This window comes from Streptomyces viridochromogenes, assembly GCF_001270495.1.
Classification (GTDB): Bacteria; Actinomycetota; Actinomycetes; order Streptomycetales; family Streptomycetaceae; genus Streptomyces; species Streptomyces viridochromogenes_A.
Genome location: NZ_LGUR01000206.1, coordinates 53843 through 75906 on the forward strand (window position 1 = coordinate 53843; position 22064 = coordinate 75906).

Annotated in this window: 20 protein-coding genes; 9 read left to right on the top strand and 11 right to left on the bottom strand. The window is 71.6% G+C overall.

The genetic code is table 11. The features are described from left to right. Window positions 1-53 precede the first annotated feature (53 nt). Both ADK36_RS25100 and ADK36_RS25105 read right to left on the bottom strand, forming a co-directional pair. Entirely contained in the window at window positions 54-641 is a 588-nt protein-coding gene (locus ADK36_RS25100) for an ATP-binding protein (protein ID WP_053199130.1), read from the bottom strand. A 184-nt stretch (window positions 642-825) separates the two neighbouring features. Beyond that, the gene (locus ADK36_RS25105) at window positions 826-1146 is read right to left on the bottom strand and encodes a hypothetical protein (RefSeq protein WP_030048585.1); all 321 of its coding nucleotides are present in this window, start codon (window positions 1144-1146) and stop codon (window positions 826-828) included. A 338-nt stretch (window positions 1147-1484) separates the two neighbouring features. On the opposite strand from ADK36_RS25105, the gene ADK36_RS25110 reads away from it, so the two are divergent. Then, entirely contained in the window at window positions 1485-2609 is a 1125-nt protein-coding gene (locus ADK36_RS25110; protein ID WP_048584485.1) for a PLP-dependent cysteine synthase family protein, read from the top strand. Window positions 2610-2668: 59 nt separating this feature from the next. Here ADK36_RS25110 and ADK36_RS25115 read toward each other — a convergent pair whose 3' ends face one another. Continuing rightward, a complete protein-coding gene (locus ADK36_RS25115) occupies window positions 2669-3388 on the bottom strand; it encodes a TioE family transcriptional regulator (protein ID WP_048584486.1) in 720 nt (239 codons plus the stop codon). A gap of 69 nt (window positions 3389-3457) precedes the next feature. Between ADK36_RS25115 and ADK36_RS25120 the strand changes: the two genes are divergently transcribed. Continuing rightward, window positions 3458-4699, top strand: coding sequence for an erythromycin esterase family protein (locus ADK36_RS25120; protein ID WP_053199133.1), 1242 nt, complete (start codon window positions 3458-3460; stop codon window positions 4697-4699). Here ADK36_RS25120 and ADK36_RS25125 read toward each other — a convergent pair. Together ADK36_RS25125 and ADK36_RS25130 are read right to left on the bottom strand one after the other, a co-directional pair. Further along, a complete protein-coding gene (locus tag ADK36_RS25125; protein WP_048584488.1) occupies window positions 4696-5175 on the bottom strand; it encodes an SRPBCC family protein in 480 nt (159 codons plus the stop codon). The genes ADK36_RS25120 and ADK36_RS25125 overlap by 4 nt on opposite strands. A gap of 121 nt (window positions 5176-5296) precedes the next feature. Next, window positions 5297-6127, bottom strand: a complete 831-nt coding sequence (locus ADK36_RS25130; protein WP_048584489.1) for a DeoR/GlpR family DNA-binding transcription regulator — start codon at window positions 6125-6127, stop codon at window positions 5297-5299. A gap of 283 nt (window positions 6128-6410) precedes the next feature. On the opposite strand from ADK36_RS25130, the gene ADK36_RS25135 reads away from it, so the two are divergent. Continuing rightward, window positions 6411-8744, top strand: a complete 2334-nt coding sequence (locus tag ADK36_RS25135; protein WP_053199135.1) for a hypothetical protein — start codon at window positions 6411-6413, stop codon at window positions 8742-8744. 14 nt (window positions 8745-8758) lie between these two features. On the opposite strand, the gene ADK36_RS25140 is transcribed toward ADK36_RS25135, so the two are convergent. From ADK36_RS25140 to ADK36_RS25155, 4 genes are all read right to left on the bottom strand, one after another. After that, the gene (locus ADK36_RS25140; RefSeq protein ID WP_048584491.1) at window positions 8759-11200 is read right to left on the bottom strand and encodes a right-handed parallel beta-helix repeat-containing protein; all 2442 of its coding nucleotides are present in this window, start codon (window positions 11198-11200) and stop codon (window positions 8759-8761) included. Between the two features lie 109 nt (window positions 11201-11309). Then, window positions 11310-11915, bottom strand: coding sequence for an Rv1733c family protein (locus ADK36_RS25145; RefSeq protein ID WP_048584492.1), 606 nt, complete (start codon window positions 11913-11915; stop codon window positions 11310-11312). Between the two features lie 178 nt (window positions 11916-12093). Further along, a complete protein-coding gene (locus tag ADK36_RS25150) occupies window positions 12094-12921 on the bottom strand; it encodes an MOSC domain-containing protein (RefSeq protein ID WP_048584493.1) in 828 nt (275 codons plus the stop codon). Window positions 12922-12966: 45 nt separating this feature from the next. Continuing rightward, a complete protein-coding gene (locus ADK36_RS25155; protein WP_048584494.1) occupies window positions 12967-13398 on the bottom strand; it encodes a DUF6643 family protein in 432 nt (143 codons plus the stop codon). Between the two features lie 294 nt (window positions 13399-13692). On the opposite strand from ADK36_RS25155, the gene ADK36_RS25160 reads away from it, so the two are divergent. Beyond that, on the top strand, window positions 13693-14973 hold the full coding sequence (locus tag ADK36_RS25160; RefSeq protein ID WP_053199137.1) for a TerD family protein: 1281 nt from the start codon (window positions 13693-13695) through the stop codon (window positions 14971-14973). Here ADK36_RS25160 and ADK36_RS25165 read toward each other — a convergent pair whose 3' ends face one another. Continuing rightward, a complete protein-coding gene (locus ADK36_RS25165) occupies window positions 14974-16167 on the bottom strand; it encodes a glycosyltransferase (protein ID WP_048584496.1) in 1194 nt (397 codons plus the stop codon). A 39-nt stretch (window positions 16168-16206) separates the two neighbouring features. Between ADK36_RS25165 and ADK36_RS25170 the strand changes: the two genes are divergently transcribed. Beyond that, entirely contained in the window at window positions 16207-16992 is a 786-nt protein-coding gene (locus ADK36_RS25170) for a glutamate racemase (RefSeq protein WP_048584497.1), read from the top strand. Between the two features lie 106 nt (window positions 16993-17098). Next, window positions 17099-17641 (top strand): hypothetical protein, encoded by a 543-nt coding sequence (locus ADK36_RS25175; protein ID WP_048584498.1) that lies wholly within the window; start codon window positions 17099-17101, stop codon window positions 17639-17641. Window positions 17642-17651: 10 nt separating this feature from the next. Here ADK36_RS25175 and ADK36_RS25180 read toward each other — a convergent pair whose 3' ends face one another. Continuing rightward, on the bottom strand, window positions 17652-18719 hold the full coding sequence (locus ADK36_RS25180) for an O-antigen ligase family protein (RefSeq protein ID WP_053199138.1): 1068 nt from the start codon (window positions 18717-18719) through the stop codon (window positions 17652-17654). A 292-nt stretch (window positions 18720-19011) separates the two neighbouring features. Between ADK36_RS25180 and lnt the strand changes: the two genes are divergently transcribed. The 3 genes from lnt to ADK36_RS25195 all read left to right on the top strand — a co-directional run bounded on the left by lnt (window position 19012) and on the right by ADK36_RS25195 (window position 22037). Then, window positions 19012-20622, top strand: coding sequence for an apolipoprotein N-acyltransferase (lnt, locus tag ADK36_RS25185; protein WP_053199140.1), 1611 nt, complete (start codon window positions 19012-19014; stop codon window positions 20620-20622). 71 nt (window positions 20623-20693) lie between these two features. Further along, on the top strand, window positions 20694-21173 hold the full coding sequence (locus tag ADK36_RS25190; protein ID WP_048584501.1) for an NUDIX hydrolase: 480 nt from the start codon (window positions 20694-20696) through the stop codon (window positions 21171-21173). 54 nt (window positions 21174-21227) lie between these two features. Continuing rightward, window positions 21228-22037: a 3-hydroxybutyrate dehydrogenase gene (locus tag ADK36_RS25195; protein WP_053199143.1), complete on the top strand. Its 810-nt coding sequence runs from the start codon at window positions 21228-21230 to the stop codon at window positions 22035-22037. Window positions 22038-22064: the final 27 nt, after the last annotated feature.

The window sequence follows — 22064 nt, forward strand, 5'->3', positions numbered from 1 at the left end:
GGCGACCGAACAATCCCATGGGTGACGACACCTTTGACCCCCTCACCGCCCGGTCAACCGGCAACGGCCGACCGGGCGGGAGCACGCTCGGGCCTGCGCAGATCAACCCGCGCCCCGACCTCCGCCAACTGCCGCGTGGGCTCCTCAACCGGCACCGCCACCGCGGCCACGGTCGCGGTCGCGCCCGCCATCCGCTGCGGCGACCGCGCGCCGGCGCTCCGCGCCACCACGGGCGTCGGCAGCGCGAACCACACGACCTTGCCGGACTCGCCGTCCGGCCGCACGCCCCAGCTCTCGCTGACTGCGGCCACCATCGCCAGCCCGCGCCCACAAGTGGCGAGCGAGTCGGCGTCCTTGGCGTCCTTGGCGTCCGCCACGACCGGAAGACGCGGGTCGTGGTCGCGCACCGAGACCATGAGCCGGTCGAGCAGCAGCTCGATCTCGACGGTGCACATCTTGTCCGGCTGGGCGTGCTGGTGAACGTTGGTCAGCAGCTCGGTCACGCCGAGCGCGGCGCGGTCTATCAAGGCGTCCAGATGCCAGTAGCGCAACTGCGCCGATACGATTCTGCGGACCTGGCCGATCCGCGACGGCAGGGCTTGGAGCTCCACCGTGCAGTGCCTGCTTGGGTAACTGATCACGGCTGCGACTCCCCGACTGAAGAGGTCCGGAAGAACACGGAGTACGGATCCAGCAGGGTGCTTGAAGAAAACGGCCGCCTGCTGTCGTGGCCGGCGGGCTGGTTCGCAGCGTTATCGCCGGTAAACCCAGAGTGACGTGAGACCAGCGTGACGCAGGGGGTGCGGTACCGCAACTCGCGGTGACTCAGCCCTTACGCCCCGCGGCCTTCCGTACGGCCTCTATGAACCGGCGCGCCGCAGGAGGTCCTGGTTCCCCGGGGGCGGGGTCGTGATCGCCCAGGGTGATCGAGTAGCGCTTGCCGTTGAGGTCCGCCAGCGCCCGGTCGTCCGAGAACCAGGGCTTGGACGCCCGGACCGCCTGCACCGGCGCGCTGTCGATCTCGCTGCCGTAGCTGGTGAGCAGCTGCACCCGGCCGTCGCTGATCCGCACCTGTCCGGCCCGGGTCAGTGAGCGCAGCCGCTTCCCGATCCGCACACCCGTGGCCCTGAACTCCGGCTCGGCCATGCCCCGCCCCCCTCGTGCGCGTCGGTGTGCCGGCTCGTTCCGCGAGGATGCCGGCTCTGGTCGTGATCCAGTGTGCACCCCGTTCGGGATCTCCGTCCCGTCCGGTGCAGTCTGCCCGCGTCCCGCGTCGAGCACCAGTACGCACGGCGTCTCTGGGCGGGGCTTTCGGAGCACTCGCGTGAATGCGCCCCCAGGGGCCGGGTGCAGTCATCGGTCCAGTGGTTCCTTTGAGGCTCTCAAAGGTGTGTTTATGCAGGTGAGAAGCGTGCGGAAGATGTTTATGCTCGAAGCGACGGCCGCGTCAGTCGCCGTTGCCGCACAGCATGAGGAGCAGCGCCGTGAGCACCGTCCAGCAGACCCCGTCCGGCGTGACCCTCGACGTCGACCGCAGCGACGCCGCCTATCGCACCTGGCTGAAAGAAGCCGTGCGCAAGGTCCAGGCCGACGCCAACCGTTCGGCCGACACCCATCTGCTGCGCTTCCCGCTGCCGGAGCAGTGGGGCATCGACCTGTACCTGAAGGACGAGTCGACCCACCCGACCGGCAGCCTCAAGCACCGGCTCGCCCGCTCGCTGTTCCTCTACGGCCTGTGCAATGGCTGGATCCGGCCGGGTCGCCCCGTGATCGAGGCGTCCAGCGGTTCGACGGCCGTCTCCGAGGCGTACTTCGCGAAGCTGATCGGGGTGCCCTTCATCGCGGTGATGCCGCGCACGACGAGCGCCGAGAAGATCCGTCTGATCGAGTTCCACGGCGGCCGGAGCCACTTCGTGGACGACTCGCGGAAGATGTACGAGGAGTCCGCCCGCCTCGCGGTGGAGACCGGCGGCCACTACATGGACCAGTTCACCTACGCCGAACGGGCCACGGACTGGCGCGGCAACAACAACATCGCCGAATCCGTCTTCCGCCAGCTGGAGTTGGAGCGGTTCCCGGAGCCCGCGTGGATCGTCGCCACGGCCGGCACCGGCGGCACCTCCGCGACCATCGCCCGGTACGTCCACTACATGCAGTACGACACCCGCATCTGTGTCGCCGATCCGGAGAACTCGTGTTTCTTCGAGGGCTGGACCACCGGCGATCCGGACGTCACCTGTGGCCGCGGCTCCCGCATCGAGGGCATCGGCCGGCCGCGCATGGAGCCGAGCTTCGTGCCCGGAGCCGTCGACCGGATGATGAAGGTGCCGGACGCGGCGAGCGTGGCCGCCGTACGGGCCCTGGAGCAGGCGATCGGCCGCAAGGCGGGCGGTTCCACCGGAACCGGGCTGTGGGGCGCGCTGAAGATCATCGCCGAAATGGTCGCCGAGGGGCGGCAGGGGAGTGTGGTGACGCTGCTGTGCGACCCGGGGGACCGGTACCTCGACAAGTACTACTCGGATGCCTGGCTTGCCGAGCAGGGCCTGGACATCGCGCCGTACGCGGCTGCCATCGAGCACCTGCTGGACACGGGCGTCTGGCCCGAGTGACCGGCGGATCGGGCCGACCCTGAGCTGTAAGGCTCAGCCCTCGACCGGCGACCGCGGTCTCATCCGCGCCGGCGGAGGTACGCCTCCAGCTCAGCGGCCCCGGTCAGCATGGCCCGCCCGCGATCGGACAGTCGGCTCTGCCAGTCGCACAGTGCGGCCTCCAGCGGTTCCAGCCCGCCGGCCGCCCGGACCTGGGCGATGAGCGGGCCGATCTGCTCCAGCGGATAGCCGCCCCGCCTGAGCTGGTGGGCCAGCCGGGCATCCCGTACGTCGGCCTCGTCGTAGACCCGGTATCCGGTCAGTGGGTCGCGGCGCGGGCGCACCAGCCCGACGCGCTCCCACTTGCGCAGCGTCGCGGGCCGGATTCCGAGCTTCCCTGCCAGTGGTCCGATGAACGTGCCACCGGGGTCGGGCTCGGGCGCGGTGCGGGGCTCCAGGTCGCGCAGCGCGCTCTCCACCGCCCGCAGGGTCCGCCGGTCGTCGAGGAGCTGGGCGTGACTCTCGTCGATGAGGCGGAAGGCGTCATCGACCGCGCCCCGGTTCACGGCCCGCATGATCGACGTCGCCGTCTGATGGCCATGGGCGGGCACCAGGGCGAGAAACGCGCGCAGAGCCCCGGCGTGCAGCGAGGTGTAGGTGCGGTAGCCGTGGGCTGTGCGACGGGCGGCCGGAAGGATGCCGGCCTCCTCGTAGTTCCTGACCGCCTGCGTGGACAGACCATGCCCGCGCGCCAGATCAACCGGCCTGAGCCGCTCACCGGTTTGAAGGTTTTGCTCCATGAACCCGACCCTATCGGGCATCCATCGTGCTCAAGTTTCAACCGAAGATTCAACGATACCGTTTAAGGCATGGCGACCGACATCAAGGACACCGCCCACACCGTCGAGGCTGCCGCCGTGATGAGGCTGCTCCCGGCCCGGCCTCGGCTGCTCGCCCTGGGCGAGCCCACACATGGGGAGGACACGCTGCTCGACCTGCGCAACGAGCTCTTTCGACAGCTCGTGGAGGAGGAGGGCTACCGGACGATCGCGATCGAGAGTGACTGCATGATGGGCCTGGTCGTGGACGACTACGTCACCACGGGCACCGGCAGTCTCGACGAGGTCATGGAGCAGGGATTCAGCCACGGTTGGGGCGCCTCGGCGGCCAACCGCGAACTCGTGCGCTGGATGCGCGCCTACAACGAGGACCGGCCCGCGTCCGAGCGGCTCCGCTTCGCCGGTTTCGACGGCCCGCTGGAGATCACAGGCGCCGCGAGCCCACGGCAGGCCCTCACCGCACTCCACGACTACCTCGCGACCTGGGTGGAGGCGGCCCTGCTCCCCTGCACGCGGGAAACGCTCGACCGCCTGCTCGGCGCCGACGACCGGTGGACCGATCCGGCCGCGATGACGGACCCGGCCCAGTCCGTGGGGCAGTCGGCCGAGGCCGGTCGGCTGAGGCTGCTCGCCGATGATCTGGTGGCGCTGCTCGACGCGCGGACACCGCACCTGATCACGGCGACCTCGCGCGACGACCGGGAGCGGGCGAGCCTGTACGGGCGCACCGCGACCGGTCTGCTGCGCTATCACCACTGGATGGCCGACACCTCACCGGCCCGCATGACCTGGCTGGTGGGCGTGCGGGACCAGATGATGGCCCACAACCTCCTCGCCGTCGCCGCTCGGGGCCCGGCACTGGCGCACGCGCACAACGGCCATCTCCAGCGGCAGAAGAGCACGATGCGGATGGGCGGGGCGCCGGTGGAGTGGTGGAGCGCCGGGGCGCTGGTGAGCAGCCGGCTCGGTGAGGAGTACGGCTTCGTCGCCACGGCCCTCGGCACGATCCGGCACCGGGGAGTGGACTCGCCGCCGTCCGACACCCTGGAGGGCCTCCTGTACGCCCTCCCGGAGGACCGCTGCCTCATCGACGCCCCACGGCTGGCCACCACCCTTGCCGACACGCCGCCCGCGCCCCGCGTGTCCCCTTGGTTCGGCTACTCCCCGATGGACCCGGTGCACCTGGCGGACAGTGACGGCCTCGTGTTCGTCAAGGACCTCCCGCAGAGTTGGACGCCGTCGGCAGTCCCCACTCCCAGGACACGCACCTAGGGCGTTTTGGCGGCCAGCCGCCGGTCGAGCGCCGTCACCGCGTCCCGGAACGCCCGGCCCAGACCGGGCCGGGCGAGGCCGAAGGCGAACCGGAAGGGGGCCGTGCCGTCCACCGCGAAGGTCCACTGCACCCGCGTGCCCGTCCCCGCCGGGGCGAGCCGCCACTCCTCGACCATGGCCCGGGCCCCCGGGGCGTTGGTGACGTCGACGCGGTAGGCGTACGTCTCGGGGCTCTTCGCCGCGAGGATCGTCTCCTCGAAGCGCGTACCGCCCTTGAGCCGGACCTCGCGCCGGGCGCCGTCGTCCAGTGGGCGGGCCAGCGTCACCGCCGAGAACCACTCCGTCCAGCCCGGCACGTCCTCGGCCAGCGCGCGGTGGACGATCGCCGGGGGAGCGGAGATCTCCCGTGCGAAGACATGCCGTACAGGCGCGGTCCCGACGAAGTCGAGCCCCACCTCACGCAGCAGGTGAGCCATGGACGAACCCCCCTATGGTGACGCGACGCCGGGCAGCGTCACCATAGCTGGCGCCCCGTCAGATGTCTGCACCCTCAGATGCCTGCACCTCAGATGTCTGCACTCTCATACGCCCGCACCGTCAGAGGTCCGCGTCCTCATCGGGCTCGCCCGCCACCACCAACCGTCGCAGCTGCTCCGAGATCTCCGAGCGCGCCCCGGAGTCGAGCCCGGCGTCCGTCACCAGGGTGTCGACCTGCTCCAGCGCCGCGAACGAACTCAGCCCCACCACACCCCACTTGGTGTGGTCGGCGACCACCACGACCCGGCGCGCCGACTGCACCAGACGCCGGTTGGTCTCGGCCTCCGCGAGGTTCGGGGTGGACAGGCCCGCCTCCACCGATATGCCGTGCACACCGAGGAACAGCACGTCGAAGTGGAGCGCCGCGATCGCCTGGTCGGCCACCGGGCCCACCAGCGAGTCGGACGGCGTGCGCACCCCGCCGGTCAGTACGACCGTGGCCGCGCCCTGCCGGGGGCCCGACGTGCGCTGGGCGGCGTGGAAGACGTCGGCCACCCGCACCGAGTTCGTGACCACCGTGAGGTCGGGCACGTCGACCAGCTGGTGCGCCAGCGCGTACGTCGTCGTACCGCCCGACAGCGCGATCGCGCTGCCCGGCGCGACCAGCTCGGCCGCGGCCCGCGCGATGTCCTCCTTGGCCGTCAGCTCCAGACCCGACTTGGCCTCGAAGCCCGGCTCGTGCGTGCTGGCCTCGACCACCGGGACCGCGCCGCCGTGCACCTTCTCCAGCACACCCTGCCGGGCGAGCGCGTCGAGATCGCGGCGCACGGTCATGTCCGACACGCCGAGCTTGCGGGTCAGCTCATTGACGCGCACCCCGCCTCGGCGCCGAACCTCGTCCAGGATCAGGGCGCGCCGCTGCTCCGCGAGGAGGTTCTGATTCTCACTCACGTACGCTCCGGTCCTTTCGCCTCAAGCTGTCCGCCACACCCTGCGCACCTGCTCTGATGAGGACATTCTCACCCCTCCCGGTGCGCGGGACGTCCCATCCTCGCACGGCTCCGCACCGGTCGCGCCACTGGCTGTCCCGACGCGCGCATGTCACTTCCCCATCTCCCGTTCCCCTCCCCGTCACACGGATCGGGGAGATTCCGTGACGAGAGGTGTAGGGACCTCTCTCCGGGGAGATCCTTGTGCCCGCACGGACAGAAGCCGAGGGCTCGTCACGGGGGAAGTGCCAACAGTGGAACGTGCGCAGAGACACGAAGGTGCCGGAATCGCCCTGGAACTCCTGGTACACGGGGTCGGCGGCACCACGCCGCAGGAAATGCTCGACGATCCGCGGACCGTGCGGATCACCGGCGACGACACGGCCGCCGTGTTCCGGCGGGCCGACGACGTCGACGCGGAGCACCGGCCGGACGACTACCGGGGCAGACCAGTGCCCGAGGCCTACGTCTGGTGCAACCTCACCTCGGGAAACAGCGCACGCGCCCTGTGGCTGCTGTTACTGCCGTTCATGGTCGTCAACCTCGCCCACTGGATGCGCCCCACCACACATGACCGCACACGCACCGTGCGTCTGTACGGCCTCCTCGTCCGGCTCGCCGGGCTGACCCTGACGGTGCTGCTCGTCGCGGCCGCCTGCGAGGTCGCTCTGGACCTCGCGGCCTGGCAGTGCGCCGGCACGCGCGCGTGCGCCGACCGGCACAGCTGGCTGGGCTTCCTGTCACCCACGGTCTCGGACGGCGGCTGGTGGAGCCGCCCCGGCCGCAGGCTCGCGCTCGCCGCCGTGGTGCCCGCCGCGCTGACCGGCCTGCTCTGGTACCTCTCCCGCCGCACCTGGAGCGCGTACGAGTCCCAGCAGCCGATGCCCCGCGAACCCGAACCCGACGAGGAGTCCGGCGGCACCTCCCTGGGTCGCCCCGGCTTCTGGTACGGACGCCGCCTGGTCGCCCGGCTGCGCGCCGCACACACCGCGGCCGGCTTGCTGACGGTGGCCGCGGCGGTCGCTTCGGCGGCGGCGCGCTTCGACCGCGGGCCCGGTGGCCCCGCGCTCCTCGACACGCTCGGGTGGCTCCTGGACGCGGCGCTCGTCGCCTGCGCCGCCGTCGTGGTGTGGGTGGTCTGCCGCCGGGGCCGCAGCGAGAACCGCCTCGACCAGGAACTCGACGAGCATCTCGTACGACGCCTGCCGCTCGCCGCCCTCGTCCTGCTGGTGCTCGCCCTGGTGTACGCCGGGTGGGAGCGGCCCGGCTGGCAGTCGGCCGGCCGACTGCCCGGCGACCCCACCTTCGGGGCGATCGCCTTCCTCCAGGGCCTGCTCGTCATCGTCCTCGCCGTCGTCGCCCACGTCCTCCACCGCACGCGGCCCGACCCGCGCGCCGCGATGCGCGGCCTGGGCGGGCCGGCCGTGGTGATGCTGGCCTGCGCCCTCGGCGGGGTGATGTCCGGCGGGGTCGCCCAGCGGGTGGCGGACTGGCTGGACGGCACGGGCGCGTCCATCGCGGGTCCTCCGGTCCTGCTGACCTGGCAGGCGTCCGTGATCCCACCGCTCCTGGTCCTCCTGCTGGCGCTCTGCGGCTGGCTGGCATGGCGGGCCTGGCTGCTGCGCCGCACCGAACTGGGCAGGGTGGAGCTCGACTACGCCGGCGAGCCCCGGGACACGGCCCGCACCGGCCGTATCGCGAGCACGCGCGCGATGGCGACGCTCACCGACCGCGCCCCTCTCCTCGTCGCCGTCACCTCCACGTCCACCCTGCTTCTGGGTGCCGGAGCCCTGGTCGGCGCCCTGACGACCGACGAGGCGCCGAGCGAGGCCGCAGACGGGGCGTACGCCTTCGTCCACGGCGCCGCCGAGACCGCGCAGGCGCTGGGTTCCTGGCTGATCGGCGTCGGCTTCATACTGTTCGTCACCTGGGGCAGGCGCGCCTACAAGGACGCCTCCGCACGGCGCACCATCGGCATCCTCTGGGACGTCGGCACCTTCTGGCCCCGTGCCGCCCACCCCTTCGCGCCGCCCTGCTACGCCGAGCGCGCGGTGCCCGACCTGACCTGGCGCATGGCGACCTGGACCCGCGCCGAGGACGACCGCCGGCTCGTGATCTCCGGGCACTCCCAGGGCAGTGTGCTCGCGGCCGCCGCGGCCTGGCAGCTGACACCCGCCGACCGCAGCCGGGTCGCGCTCCTCACCTACGGCTCCCCACTGGAGCGCCTCTACGGCCGCTGGTTCCCGGCCCACTTCGGCCCGGCCGCCCTCGCCTCCCTGCACGCCGAGGTCGACTGCTGGCGCAACCTGTACCGCCCGACCGACCCCATCGGCGGCCCGGTCCGCCTGCCCGGCAGCTGCACCCCCACGGTGGACCGCGAGGCCCTCAAGGACCCGTTGGCCTACGGCCGTACGCCCGACCATCCCCTGCCCGCCCCCATCCTCGGCCACGGCGACTACCAGGCGGACCCGGCGTTCGCGGAGGAGCGGGAGCGGCTGTTGAAGCGGCTTCGGCCGGAGGTGCCGGCCCAGCGGCCGGAGGCCGAGGCTCAGACTGATCCGACCGGCACCGGCCCCTGACCGAACCGGCCGCCTCAGGGCAGCTCCGGCAGGTCCTCCTCGTACAGCAGCGTCAGGTCGTCCGTGCTCGGCTCGTCGAGCTGGGCGACCCGGCTCGCGTGCCGCTCCACCATCGCCTCGAAGGTCTGGCGCGCCGTCCGGCCGTTGCCGAACGCCGGGCCCTTGGGGATCGCCGTGAAGTACTTCCGCAGGGCCTCGGCGACGCCCGGGCCGAGCCGGTACTCGTGCTCCTCGGCCTGCTGATCCACGATCCGCAGCAGTTCGTCGGGCCCGTAGTCGCTGAAGGTGATGGTCCGCGAGAAGCGGGACGCCACACCGGGGTTGACCGAGAGGAAGCGCTCCATCTCGGCGGTGTAACCCGCCACGATCACCACGACCGCGTCCCGGTGGTCCTCCATCAACTTCACCAGCGTGTCGATGGCCTCCTTGCCGAAGTCGCGGCCCGAGTCCTCCGGCGACAGCGCGTACGCCTCGTCGATGAACAGGACACCGCCGCGCGCCTTGTCGAACGCCTCCTGTGTGCGGATCGCGGTGGAGCCGATGTGCTCGCCGACCAGGTCGACGCGGGACACCTCGACCAGATGGCCCTTCTCCAGCACACCGAGGGAGGCGAGGATCTCGCCGTAGAGCCGGGCGACCGTCGTCTTGCCGGTGCCGGGGGAGCCGGTGAAGACCAGGTGGCGCTTGACCGACGCGGCCTTCAGGCCCGCCTGCTGGCGGCGCCGCCCCACCTCGATCATGTCGGTGAGGGCGCGCACCTCGCGCTTGACGCTCTCCAGGCCCACCAGCGCGTCCAGTTCGCCCAGGACGGCCTTGGAGGTCCGCGTCGGCTGCTCGGGCTCCGAGGCCGCGATCAGGGGCTCCTGCTCGGTACTGCGCTGGCCGGGGATCGCGCCGAGGAGCCCGGGGGACTGGCCCACCGTCTGCACGGCGGTCTCCGGCGCCGGGGCCGGAGACCTCAGGCCCGCACTCTCGTCGCTGGTGCAGTCCTCCACGTCGGGGCCCACTCCGGAGGTCGCGTCAGGGCCACCGTCCGCGAACTCGTACCCACCCCGCGCGCACCGCTCCGTACGGCACTTCTTCAGTGTCGTACGGCAACCGTCGATCACATGGAAGCCGTACCCGGCGCTGCCCCGCACCCGGCAGTTGAGGAAGGTGCCGCGGCCGCCCGCCGAGACGTAGAACCCTGCCTCCGCCGGGGACTCGACCGTGCAGCGCTCGATGGTGGGGTCGGCGCCCTTGGTGACGATCACGCCCGTCTGGTTGCCGTCCAGGGTGCAGTTGTTGAGGGTGCCGCCGCTGCCGTGGTCCCGGAACCAGGCACCCGTCGCCGCGTCCCGGATCCGGCAGTCGTCGAGCTGCGCGGTGGCGCCGTCGCTCACCGACACGGCCGTGTTGCGCACCTGGGACAGGTCGCTGTCGACGACGTCCGCGCGTGAACCGCGGTCGAGGACGAACAAGGCGTCCGGCACGTCGTGCACCCGGCAGGAGTCCAGCACCGCCGTGGCGCCGTCGCTGACCCACACCGCGGGGTAGTCGCCCGTGCTGTCGAAGATCTCGCACTGGTTGGCGTCCACGCGTGTGCCCGGATCCCACACCGAAAGGCCGTTGCGGCCGAACTGACGCACCGTCGTGCGGGTCAGGGTCAGCACCGAGCGGGAGCGCAGGTCGACCGCGTTCTCCGGGATGTCGTGGATACGGCAGTCGGCCAGGGTCAGCACCGCGTCCGTGTCGAGCGTGACACCGTCGGCGGTGGTGCGGTGCACATCGCAGTCGGTGAGGTGGGCGGTGGCCCGGCCGGAGATCTGGACGCCGGAGCCGCGGACCTCGTAGACCTCACAACCCACCGCTTCCAGCGCGGAGTTCTCACCGGTCGCCGTCAGCCCCGAACCCGAGGCATGGTGGACCCGGCAGCGCTCCAGCCGTGGGTGCGCGCCGCCGCGTACGGCGATGCCCGCCTGGCCGGCCGCGACGACCTCGCACTCCTCGAACACCCCGCCCCCGCCGTCGAGTACGGCGATGCCGATGCCCGCGGGGTTGTCGACGGTGCAGCGCCGCACCGTCGGCCGCGCGCCGCCCCGCACCTCGATCCCGGCCGCGGACCGCGTGACGATACGGACATCCGAAAGCTCCGGGGTGCCTTCCTCCACGAGCAGCGCGGGCGCCGCCGCGTCCTGGCCCTCCACATGCAGGTCCTGCACCACGGCCGAGGCACGCACCGTCAGCGGCACACCGTCGAGCGGCGCGATACGCACCGAGCCCGGAGAGCCCTCGGGGCCGCGCAGGGTCACCGCACGCTGGAGGACGAGGTTCTCCCGGTAGGTGCCGGGCGCGACGGTGAGGACGTCACCGTCGGCCGCGGCCTCCAGGGCGGCGGCGAGCGATGCGTACTCACCCGTGCGGCGCCGCCACCGCGAGGTGCCGGTGTGCGTCACCTGGACCGTGCCCTGTGCCATGGCGTTGATGTGCCCCCACCTCGTAGTACGCGGGTTTCGCTGCCGAAGAGTTCGGCCGGTCCACCGTAGCGTGCGCGCGGGCGGTGGGTTGACCAGAGCCGTAAGGCCGTCAACTGCCGGCGCCGGTGCGGCCCCAGTCCGGGCCGGCCTTGTCCCACTCCCGGTCCCAACGCGCGTACCGGCGACGGACCATGCGCCACACCACCAGCCGTCTGCCGCCCTCGATCAGGCCGACGGCCAGCAGGGCCGCGCCGAACCCGGCGAGCACGGCGTGCGTCGCCGCGGTCGCGGAGTCCAGTGGGCGGGCCACTGTCCGGCCCTGTTGGTCCGTCCATATCCTGAACCGGTCGCCGGTTTGCGGGGTGTCGAGGCTCGTGATGACGGAGCCCTGGTGCGCGGTGCCGTCCGGTGCGGTCCAGTGGGCCACGACCCGGGTGCGTATGTCCTGCCCGGTGGCTGCCTCGGGGTCGGCTTCCAGCGGAGAGCCGGCCGGCTTGCGGACCACGGTCGCCGTCACCACATGCCGGGACGTGCGCTGTTCACGCACGGACTCCTGCAGGGCGTCCTGAGCGAGGCCGCCGACCAGCGAGCCGACCAAGGGCGTGACGACAAGGATCAGCAGCAGGGCCGCGAGGGCGACCCAGGCCTCGACCAGATCGGTCGTACGGCGCAGCGGGTTGTCGCGCCAGCGCCAGAGTCCGCTGATCGCCCGCATCGTCGGTCACCCCCTTCCCCGCTCCGTGATAACCCCAGGCAGAGCCGTTCACCCGCGAGCCCGGCGAAGAGAGAGCGAAATCACCGCCACCGGGTCTCTCATGAACTTCTCACGAAATGCCCAACGCACGGGCCCCTGGCCCCGGTTCCCGCGCGCCGCGGCTTGTGGGGGTGGCTTCTCAGCCGAGGATCGTGACCGGATCGCCGACCCGGATCGTGCCGCGGGAGAGGGGCACCATGTTCTGCCCGAACACCAGCTTGCCGTCCAGGCGGCGGTGTCTGCCCAGGGTGTGCAGGGGCTCCCGGCCGCGCTCGGTGGTGGCCTGGTCGGTCGTGGTCACCACGCAGCGCCCGCACTTCTTGGGAACGCGGAAGGTGACCTCGCCGATCGCGATGCGGGACCAGTCGTCCTCGGCCCAGGCGGAGGTGCCCGAGACGACCACGTTCGGGCGGAAGCGGTTCATGGGCAGCGGGCCCTCGTCCGCGTGATCACCTCGCGCGATGAGGGAGTTGAGCGCGTCGAGGGAGGCTGTGGTGGTGACCAGCAGCGGGTAACCGTCGGCGAAGCTGACCGTCTCGCCCGGCAGCGCGTACTCCGGGTCTACGGGGCGACGGGTGCCGGGGTCGTCCATGTACACGAGGCGCGCGTCGATGCCGAGAAAGGCACTGCACCAGGCATGCGCGGCGTCGTCCCCGGCGAGGACCGCTTCGACCTTGTCGCGGAAGAGCTGCATCGGCACGGTGCCCGACCCGGTCGGCACAGGCACGGCCAGCGGGTCCATGCCGGGCGCGGACAACCGGACGCCGCCGCCGGGCAGGAGCTCGGCGGCGGCCAGCGCGAGGCGCGGTTGCTGGCGCTGCGTCACGACCTTTCCCCCGTCGTCGATCAGCGCCCAGCGTCGGTCTCCGGCCAGCCCCCAGGGCTCCACGACGGCCTCCCGGGGCGCTGTGCCCCGGAACGCCTTGACCGGATGAACATGTATCGACTTCAGCTGCGCGTGCTCCATGAGGCCATCGTGCCAGGTGGCGCCGACAGTCCGGGGGGAACGGGGTCAGTAGCCGCGATACTGCTGGTTGTTGTACGGGTCCTGGTAAGGAGCCGCGGCGGGGCGGGGAGCCGCGGGGCGCATCGCCTCGTAGCCCATACCGCCGGGTGCCACCGGCCGAGGCTGCTGCGCCTGCGGGCCCGGATAGCCGCGCGGCGCCGCCTGCTGCGGGATGTACGCCGCGGGCGCCTGCTGTAGCGGAGCGGGCTGCTGGGCCTGCGGATAGCCGTAGGAGGGCTGGGACGGGGCCGCCGGGAGGGCGGGCAGTGCCGACGGCAGCGCGGGCAGGTTGCTGCCCGGCATGTCATACGCGGCGGGGACCCGGATCGGGGCGATCTGCGGGGTGCCCCGCTCGGCCACGAGCGAGTCGTAGATCGGAGTGTCCGGGAAGGAGGCGGAGTAGTAGCCGCCGCCATAGGTGGAGCGGGGGGAGGTCATGGCGCATACGTTAAGCCCACGATGTGCTGGTTGGGGAGACCGATAAGAGGGTTGTTTTATGTGTCCGTAGTGACGCCGGATCCCCAATGCGAGCGAACTCGGCAAAAAGGGACGCCAATCGACGCTCGGATCCTGTAAATGCCGAGTTCCGGGCGGGTTACCGGCGGTTGACCGTCGGTGTTCCTGTACCCCTCATGGGCGTTCTCTGTCGCGGGGAATAGGTTGACCCTGTAGAACCCGATGAGCTGCCGGGACATGCCGGCGCGGTGACCCGTGATGGGGGCGGACATGTCAATGTCGAAAGGATCAAATGTTCCAGTGCCGACGACGGCACTCCGGGTCGAATTGGGCTGGCGCTCCGGACTGGGCGTACCCGACGCGGACGCCTCGGCGCTGCTACTGGTCGGCGGAAAGGTCCGTTCCGACGGGGACTTCGTCTTCTACAACCAGCCCGCGCACTCCTCCGGCGCCGTCCGGCACGAGGGTAAGCGGGACGCCGGCGGCCGGGTGACCGACAGTCTGCTCGTCGACCTCGCGCGCGTGGAGCCCGCTATCGAGACGGTCATCCTCGCCGCATCCTCGGACGGCGGGGCGTTCGGTCAGGTGCCGGACCTCTATATCGAAGTCAAGGACGCCGCCCAGGGAACCGTCGTCGCCCGATTCGACAGCACGGGCGCCACCGTGGAAACCGCTTTCGTGCTGGGTGAGTTCTACCGCCGTCAAGGCGCGTGGAAGTTCCGCGCCGTCGGCCAGGGTTATGGCAGCGGCCTCGAAGGTCTGGCCACCGATTACGGCATCACCGTCGACGAACCCCAGCAGGCGGCACCCACCACGCCGCCCGTGGCCCCGCCGGCCACGACTCCCATGGCCCCGCCTCCGCCCATGCAGCCGCCCGCCATGCCGCCGGTTCCCCCGTCCGTACCCCAGACGTCACCGGTCAGCCTCAGCAAGGTGACGCTCACCAAGGCGGCCCCCTCGGTCTCACTGACCAAGCAGGGCGGCACCTCGGGCGCCCTGCGCGTGAACCTCAACTGGCAGGTGCGCAAGCAGTTCTCGGGCTGGGCGAGCAAGCTGGGCCGCCCGGTCGCCATGCACAACGACCTCGACCTCGACCTGTGCGCCCTGTACGAACTCACCGACGGCCGCAAGGGGGTCATCCAGTCCCTCGGCAACGCTTTCGGCGCCCTGCACCAGCCCCCGTACATCCTCCTCGACGGCGACGACCGCACCGGCGCCGTGGCCAGTGGCGAGAACCTCACCGTCAACCTCGACCACCAGCGGTCCTTCCGGCGCATCCTGGTCTTCGTGACCATCTACGAAGGGGCGCGCTCCTTCGCCGACCTGAACGCCACGGTCACGCTCACGCCGCAGCACGGCGCGCCGGTCGACTTCTCGCTCGACGAGTGCACGGTGCCCTCGACGGTCTGCGCGCTCGCCCTGATCACCAACACCGGCAGCGACCTGGTCGTCCAGCGCGAGGCCCGCTATCTGGTCCCCGAGCGCGGGGTGAGCCCGCAGCGCACGGTCGACCACGCCTACGCGTGGGGCATGAACTGGACCCCCGGCCGCAAGTAGTCAGCCCTCGTCGGGCACCGCGTCCGGCCGCGTGTAGGTGCGGCCCTTCCAGGCCGCGCCGCGCCCCCTGTAGTGCTGCACCGCCGAGTCGACCGTCATCAGGAGATAGAGGAACGCGGTGAACGGCAGCAAGGGAGCGAGCCACAGCGGCTGGCGGTAGTAGCGGACCATCGGGACGTACGTTCCCGTCATCACCAGCCACGCCAGACCGCCGCCGACCGCCGTCGCGGTATCCCCGCCGAGCAGCCCCGCGACCAGGGTCACGGGCGGCACCAGATACACCAGCGTGAGCCCGGCGACCGTCCCGGCCAGCAGCACCGGGTTGTGCCGCAGCTGTGCGTACGCGCTGCGCGACACCATCCGCCACAGGTCGCGCAGCCGTGGATACGGGCGCACGCTGTCCACCTTCTCGGCCAGCCCCAGCCAGATGTGGCCACCGCCGCGCTTGACGGCCCGCGCGAGCGCCACGTCGTCGATGACGGCGTGCCGGATGGCGTCCGGAATCCGCGCCCGCTCCGCGGCCTCGGCGCGCAGCAGGACGCATCCGCCCGCCGCGGCTGCCGTACGTGCCCCCTTCTTGCCGATCCGGCGGAACGGATACAGCTGCGCGAAGAAGTACACGAAGGCCGGCACGACCAGCCGTTCCCACAGGCTCTCCACCCGCAGCCGGGCCATCTGCGAGACGGCGTCGAAACCCCCGGTGCGCGCCGCCGCGACCAGCTCCCGCAGGCTGTCGGGCGCATGCGCGATGTCGGCGTCCGTCAGGAGCAGGTACTCGGGGTCACGCGCGCGTGCCAGGCCGATGCCGTGGCGCACCGCCCACAGCTTGCCGGTCCAGCCCGCCGGTGGCTCACCGGGGGAGGCCACGGTCAGCGGCAGTCCGCCGTGCCGCCGCGCGAGCTCGCGCGCCAGCTCACCGGTGCCGTCCGAACTGCCGTCGTCGATCAGGAAGATCTCCGCGAGCCCCGGATAGTCCTGCGTGAGCAGCGACGGCAGGCTCGCGGGAAGTACCGGGGCCTCGTCACGTGCCGGGACAACGACGCAGACGGACGGCCACCGGTCCGGATCCGTCCGCCGCGGAAGCCGGATGTCCGTACGCCAGAAGAGGCCCTGGCAGAGCAGCAGCCACAGCCAGGCGGCGAGTGATCCGGCGGCGGTCCACACGATGGCGCTCACGCGCGCAGTCTGCCCCACCGCAGGGGCCGGCAAGGGCCCATCGTCTATCGTGGCCGGGTGAAGATCGCGCTGATGGACTCCGGAATCGGTTTGCTCGCGGCCACCGCAGCGGTACGGCGGCTGCGACCCGACGCAGATCTCGTGCTCTCACTCGACCCCGACGGCATGCCCTGGGGCCCGAGGACTCCCGAGGACTTCTCACGGCGCGCCGTGGCTGTCGCCGACGCCGCCGCGGCGCACCGGCCCGACGCCCTGATCATCGGCTGCAACACCGCGACCGTGCACGTCCTGCCCACCCTGCGCGCCCGCCTCGAACCGGGCATACCGGTCATCGGCACGGTCCCGGCGATCAAGCCGGCCGCGGCCGGCGGTGGCCCCTTCGCCATCTGGGCCACGCCCGCCACCACCGGAAGCCCCTATCAGCGCGGCCTCATCGAGGACTTCGCCGACGGCGTGAACGTCACTGAAGTGCCGTGCTTCGGGCTGGCCGAGGCGGTCGAGCACGCGGACCAGAACGCGATCGAGGCTGCCGTCGCCGCGGCCGCCGCGCTGACCCCCGACGACGTGACGACCGTCGTCCTGGGCTGTACGCACTACGAACTCGTGGCCGAGCGCATCCGCGCCGCCGTCCAGCGCCCCGGCTTCCCCCCGCTCGTCCTGCACGGCTCCGCCGGAGCGGTGGCCGCGCAGGCGCTCCGCCGACTGGGCGAGAAGCCGGCTCCCGCGGCGGAGGCGAACGGCACCATCACAGTGCTGCTGAGCGGCCGCGAGGGCACGCTCCCCGAGCCCGCCCTCGCCTACGAGGAAGGCCGGCTCCTGAAGGCGATCAGCCCCGCACGGTGACCTGGCGGTCACCAGACGGAGTGCATCGGTCCGCCATGGCCCGGTCGGCGCAGTCACCCTGTGCAGCGCGGTACCAGCGCAGCGAAACCTGAGTAACCTCATAGACATGAGGGACCACTCCCACGGCAGGAACCCGCACCCCGATGTCTGGACCGGGCGGGCGACCAACCGGGTCCAGTGGCTGCTGGCGCTCGTCGGCGCGGCCTGCATGGCGCTCGGCATCGAGCTGGCCATCGACTCTCCGTGGACCGAGGGCGTCGCCGCGCTCGTGATGGCCGTCGTCGGCTGCATCGCGGCCGGGCTGCTGGTCCTCTTCGGCACTCTGGCGTTCGTGCATGTCGCCCTGAAGGTCGACCAGGAGTGTCTTGAGGTGCGCTGCGGTCACCTCGGTGTGCCGCGCCGCCGTATCCCCCTGTCCGAGGTCGTGGGAGCCGACTTCGTCCCGCACGTCACGCCGCGCCACTGGGGTGGCTGGGGCTACCGATGGCGGCCCGAGAAGGGCACCGCGGTCGTCGTACGGCGTGGCGAGGGCCTGGTGCTGCGTCTGTGGGACGGCCACACGTTCACGGTCACCGTGGACGACGCGGAGGCGGCCGTACGGGTCATCAGGGACCGGCTGCGGACCCGGACGGCCGGCACGGCGCTCTGAGCGCTCCGTGTCATGGGCTCGGCCGATCGCTACGCGCGCGTACGTCGATTTCGCGCCGCGGTGATCCGTCGGCCATCGGGCGGGCCGTGGCCAGCCCGGCCAGCAGGCCCGCGCCCACCGACACCGCGGTGAAGCTGAGCGCGTTGCCGACCGCGGCGATCGCCGCCAGCGCCGTCAGGGCCGCACCCGCGGTGAGGGCGACCGGGGTGGGGCGCGTGGTGCGCCACAGCGCGAACAGCATCCAGCAGAAGGCGGCCGCCAGCAGCAGCACGCCGATGACTCCCTGTTCCGCCGCCTGCTGCAAGGGGGCCGAGTGGGGCTTGCCGTCGGACGGCAGCGTCGTGGTCGCCGTCGTACTGAACTCCCCGAAGCGTCCCGGGCCCACCCCCAGGGCGGGGTCCCGGCCCGCCATGGCCAGGGCGTCGTGCCAGAGCTCGATCCGGTGTCGCGTGAGCTGGGCCTCCAGCCAGGCGGCGAGTCCGTCGGGCATGGCGTTCCCGGCGACCGTCCAGGTCAGGCCGGTGACCGAGGTGGCGACCAGGGCCAGTCCCGCGATGCCCACGCCGCGATGGCGCAGGTGGCCCGCGGTGAGCGAGCACAGCAGGACGGCCGAACAGGACACGAAGCCTGTGGTCGAGCCCAGGACCACCGCGGTCACCGCGATCCCGGCGGCCAGCGCACGCAGGCCCAGGCGTAGGGCCGGCGCCGTGGTGGCCCAGGCGGCGCAGCACGCGGCGCCCGCCGAGAGGGTCAGTACGGCGGCGGTGGCCCCGGCGTGTCCCAGCGGCGCGACGATCTGGGGGCCGGGGGACAGGTGCGGAACGCTCAGTGTCAGGGCCACTCCGGCCAGCGCTCCGGCGCAGGGCGCGGCGACCGGCAGCAGTGCCCCGCTGATCCGCCCCGCGGCATAACCGGCCGCCACCGCGAGGATGGCGAGCAGAACACCCTCGGGCCGCCCGTCGTGCAAGGCGGCCGCGATCAGCGACCAGGCGGCGCAGGCCCCCAGCACCACTACGCCGGCCGCATCAGAAACGTTTCGTCTGTCGCTGTCCTCATCCGGACCTGCCGCAGACGTCATCCCCGTGACATCCACCCCGCCCCCCGAACCCGGTCCCCCGACCTGTGACGGGCCCCGGCCGCCCGGACCTGACCGGCCGGTACGACTGAGGCTCCGGCATACCGTAACGGCTGATAGGCGATTTGTGGACGTGTCGTGCAGGAACGATGCGCCGCCCTTGAGCGGTCAGGCAGCCGGCAGCCGACGAACTCCGCGCGCCGGACAGCCGATGCCCACTGTGCGCGGGCCCGGCCCTCCTGCCGCCGCCGGACCGCGCTGTCGGTGCCGAGGTCAGCCGCCGTACACTCCCGGAGTGACCGTCACTGCAACTTCCGTGGGCGAGTCGGACCAGCTGGCGTCGCAGACAGCGCCCGCCTCACGCGCGGCGCGGCTCGTGCGCCTGGTTCCGGCCCTCGCCGCTGCCCTCTCCGGAGTGCTGCTCTACGTCAGCTTCCCGCCGCGCACCCTGTGGTGGCTGGCCCTGCCGGCCTTCGCCGTCTTCGGTTGGGTGCTGCGCGGCCGCAGCTGGAAGGCGGGCCTCGGCCTCGGCTATCTCTTCGGCCTCGGCTTCCTGCTCCCGCTGCTGGTGTGGACCGGAGTGGAGGTCGGCCCCGGCCCCTGGCTCGCCCTCGTCGCCATCGAGGCGGTTTTCGTGGCGCTGGTGGGCGCGGGAGTCGCGGCGGTGTCCAAGCTGCCCGGCTGGCCCGTGTGGGCGGCGGCGCTGTGGATCGCCGGAGAGGCGGCACGCGCGCGTGCGCCCTTCAACGGCTTCCCCTGGGGCAAGATCGCCTTCGGTCAGGCCGACGGTGTCTTCCTGCCGCTCGCCGCGGTGGGCGGCACACCCGTGCTCGGCTTCGCGGTCGTCCTGAGCGGCTTCGGGTTGTACGAGGTCGTCCGCCTGGCCGTGGAGCGGCGGCGCACCCGGGCCGTCCAGAGGTCCGCCGCGGCCGTGGCCCTGCTGAGCGTGGCAGTACCGGTGGTGGGCGCCGTTGCCGCACGGCCGCTGGTCAGTGACAAGGCAGAGAACGGGACCGCGACCGTCGCGGTCATCCAGGGCAACGTGCCGCGCGCCGGACTGGACTTCAACTCCCAGCGGCGAGCCGTACTGGACTACCACGCGCGGGAGACAGAACGACTGGCCGCCGAGGTCAAGGCGGGCAAGGTCGCACAGCCCGACTTCGTGCTGTGGCCCGAGAACTCCTCCGACATCGACCCGTTCGCCAACGCCGACGCCCGCGCCGTCATCGACACGGCCGCCAAGGCGATCGGCGTGCCCATCTCCGTCGGCGGCGTCGTCGAGCGGGACGGCAAGCTGCTCAACGAGCAGATCCTGTGGGATCCGGCCAAGGGGCCGGTCGACACCTACGACAAGCGGCAGATCCAGCCGTTCGGCGAGTACCTGCCGCTGCGCTCGCTCGTCGGGGCGATCAACGAGAACTGGACCTCGATGGTCCGCCAGGACTTCAGCCGGGGCAGCGAACCGGGCGTGTTCACCATGGACGGCGCCAAGGTCGGCCTCGTGACCTGCTACGAGGCGGCTTTCGACTGGACCGTGCGCTCCGAGGTCACCGACGGCGCCCAGATGATCTCCGTGCCGAGCAACAACGCGACCTTCGACCGCAGCGAGATGACCTACCAGCAGCTCGCGATGTCCCGCGTCCGCGCGGTCGAGCACAGCCGGACCGTCACCGTCCCGGTGACCAGCGGTGTCAGCGCGATCATCATGCCGGACGGGACGATCACGCAGAAGACGGGCATGTTCGTGGCCGACTCGCTGGTCCAGAAGGTGCCGCTGCGCTCCAGCGAGACGCCCGCAACGAGGCTCGGCATCCTGCCGGAGATCGCGCTCCTGCTCGTCGCCGCGGGCGGTCTCGGCTGGGCGATCGGCGCCGGGCTGAAGGCGCGACGCGCGGGCGACCTGTAGCCGTACGCCGGTCGCACGTGCCCGTAAGTCACCGCCGGGGGCGTCGCCGACGGTCCGTTAGGGTCGGGGCCATGGCTACTCCTGACTTCATTCGTACGATCCGGGCCACCGCCGGGCACCAACTGCTGTGGCTCCCCGGGGTCAGCGCCGTCGTCTTCGACGACGAGGGGCGGGTCCTGCTGGGGCAGCGCGCGGACAACGGCAAGTGGACGGTGATCAACGGCATCCCGGACCCGGGCGAGCAGCCCGCGGTCGCCGCCGTACGGGAGGTGTACGAGGAGACGGGCGTCCGATGTGTCGCCGAGCGGCTCGTACTGGTCAGGTCAGGTGGTGAGGTCACCTATCCCAATGGTGACATGTGCCAGTTCATGGACATCACCTTCCGCTGCCGTGCCGTGGGTGGCGAGGCCCGCGTGAACGACGACGAATCGCTACAGGTGGGCTGGTACGAGGTGGATGCCCTGCCCGCGATGGACGAAAGTCAGCTGTTCCGGATCAAGCAGGCACAGTGCGATGAACCCACGTGGTTCGAACCCATGAGCTCGGACTGAAGTATGGGCTGTGACCATATGTGGCCTGGTGAGGGTGCTGTCTAGGGTCGAGCCATGACCCCGCGCAGTACTCTCCCGGCTCAAGGCTCGTCCTTGCCCGTCCCGCTCGACCTCGGCGGCCGCACCGCCCTTGTCACCGGCGCCGCCGGCGGCATCGGCCGGGCCTGCGCGCTACGGCTCGCAGCCGCGGGGGCCAAGGTGAGAGCGGTCGACCGGGACGCCGCGGGCCTGGAGGAGCTCGTCGAGCGGGCCGGGGGTCTCGCGGGCACCGTCGAACCGCACGTCCTCGACCTGAGCGACCTGGACGCCGCCGAACTCGCCGCCGCCGGCACCGACGTCCTGGTCAACAACGCCGGAATGCAGCTGGTGCGCCCCATCGAGGAGTTCCCGCCCGATGTCTTCCACACGGTGCTCACCGTGATGCTGGAGGCACCGTTCCGGCTCATCCGTGGAGCCCTGCCCCATATGTACGGGCAGGGCTGGGGTCGGATCGTGAATGTGTCCTCAGTACATGGGCTGCGCGCCTCGGCCTTCAAGTCTGCCTATGTGGCCGCCAAACACGGTCTGGAGGGACTCTCCAAGACCGCCGCCCTGGAGGGCGCACCCCATGGTGTCACCTCCAACTGTGTGAACCCCGCCTATGTGCGCACCCCACTGGTCGAGAAACAACTCGCCGACCAGGCCCGGGCACACGGCATTCCCGAGGAGCAGGTGCTGTCCGAGGTGCTGTTGCAGGACAGCGCGGTCAAGCGGCTCATCGAACCGGAGGACGTCGCCGAGGCCGTGGCGTATCTGTGCAGTCCGCACGCGTCCTTCGTTACCGGCACGTCGCTCGTGCTCGACGGCGGCTGGACCGCGCACTGATCGGCCGGGTCCGGCGGAATCTTCGAG

Excerpts from the sequence above, each read along its gene's own strand:
- ADK36_RS25105 (WP_030048585.1), bottom strand. The coding sequence starts at position 1,146 with ATGGCCGAGCCGGAGTTCAGGGCCACGGGTGTGCGGATCGGGAAGCGG.
- ADK36_RS25115 (WP_048584486.1), bottom strand. The coding sequence starts at position 3,388 with ATGGAGCAAAACCTTCAAACCGGTGAGCGGCTCAGGCCGGTTGATCTG.
- ADK36_RS25120 (WP_053199133.1), top strand. The coding sequence starts at position 3,458 with ATGGCGACCGACATCAAGGACACCGCCCACACCGTCGAGGCTGCCGCC.
- ADK36_RS25125 (WP_048584488.1), bottom strand. The coding sequence starts at position 5,175 with ATGGCTCACCTGCTGCGTGAGGTGGGGCTCGACTTCGTCGGGACCGCG.
- ADK36_RS25140 (WP_048584491.1), bottom strand. The coding sequence starts at position 11,200 with ATGGCACAGGGCACGGTCCAGGTGACGCACACCGGCACCTCGCGGTGG.
- ADK36_RS25145 (WP_048584492.1), bottom strand. The coding sequence starts at position 11,915 with ATGCGGGCGATCAGCGGACTCTGGCGCTGGCGCGACAACCCGCTGCGC.
- ADK36_RS25150 (WP_048584493.1), bottom strand. The coding sequence starts at position 12,921 with ATGGAGCACGCGCAGCTGAAGTCGATACATGTTCATCCGGTCAAGGCG.
- ADK36_RS25155 (WP_048584494.1), bottom strand. The coding sequence starts at position 13,398 with ATGACCTCCCCCCGCTCCACCTATGGCGGCGGCTACTACTCCGCCTCC.
- ADK36_RS25160 (WP_053199137.1), top strand. The coding sequence starts at position 13,693 with ATGTCGAAAGGATCAAATGTTCCAGTGCCGACGACGGCACTCCGGGTC.
- ADK36_RS25175 (WP_048584498.1), top strand. The coding sequence starts at position 17,099 with ATGAGGGACCACTCCCACGGCAGGAACCCGCACCCCGATGTCTGGACC.
- ADK36_RS25180 (WP_053199138.1), bottom strand. The coding sequence starts at position 18,719 with ATGACGTCTGCGGCAGGTCCGGATGAGGACAGCGACAGACGAAACGTT.
- ADK36_RS25190 (WP_048584501.1), top strand. The coding sequence starts at position 20,694 with ATGGCTACTCCTGACTTCATTCGTACGATCCGGGCCACCGCCGGGCAC.
- ADK36_RS25195 (WP_053199143.1), top strand. The coding sequence starts at position 21,228 with ATGACCCCGCGCAGTACTCTCCCGGCTCAAGGCTCGTCCTTGCCCGTC.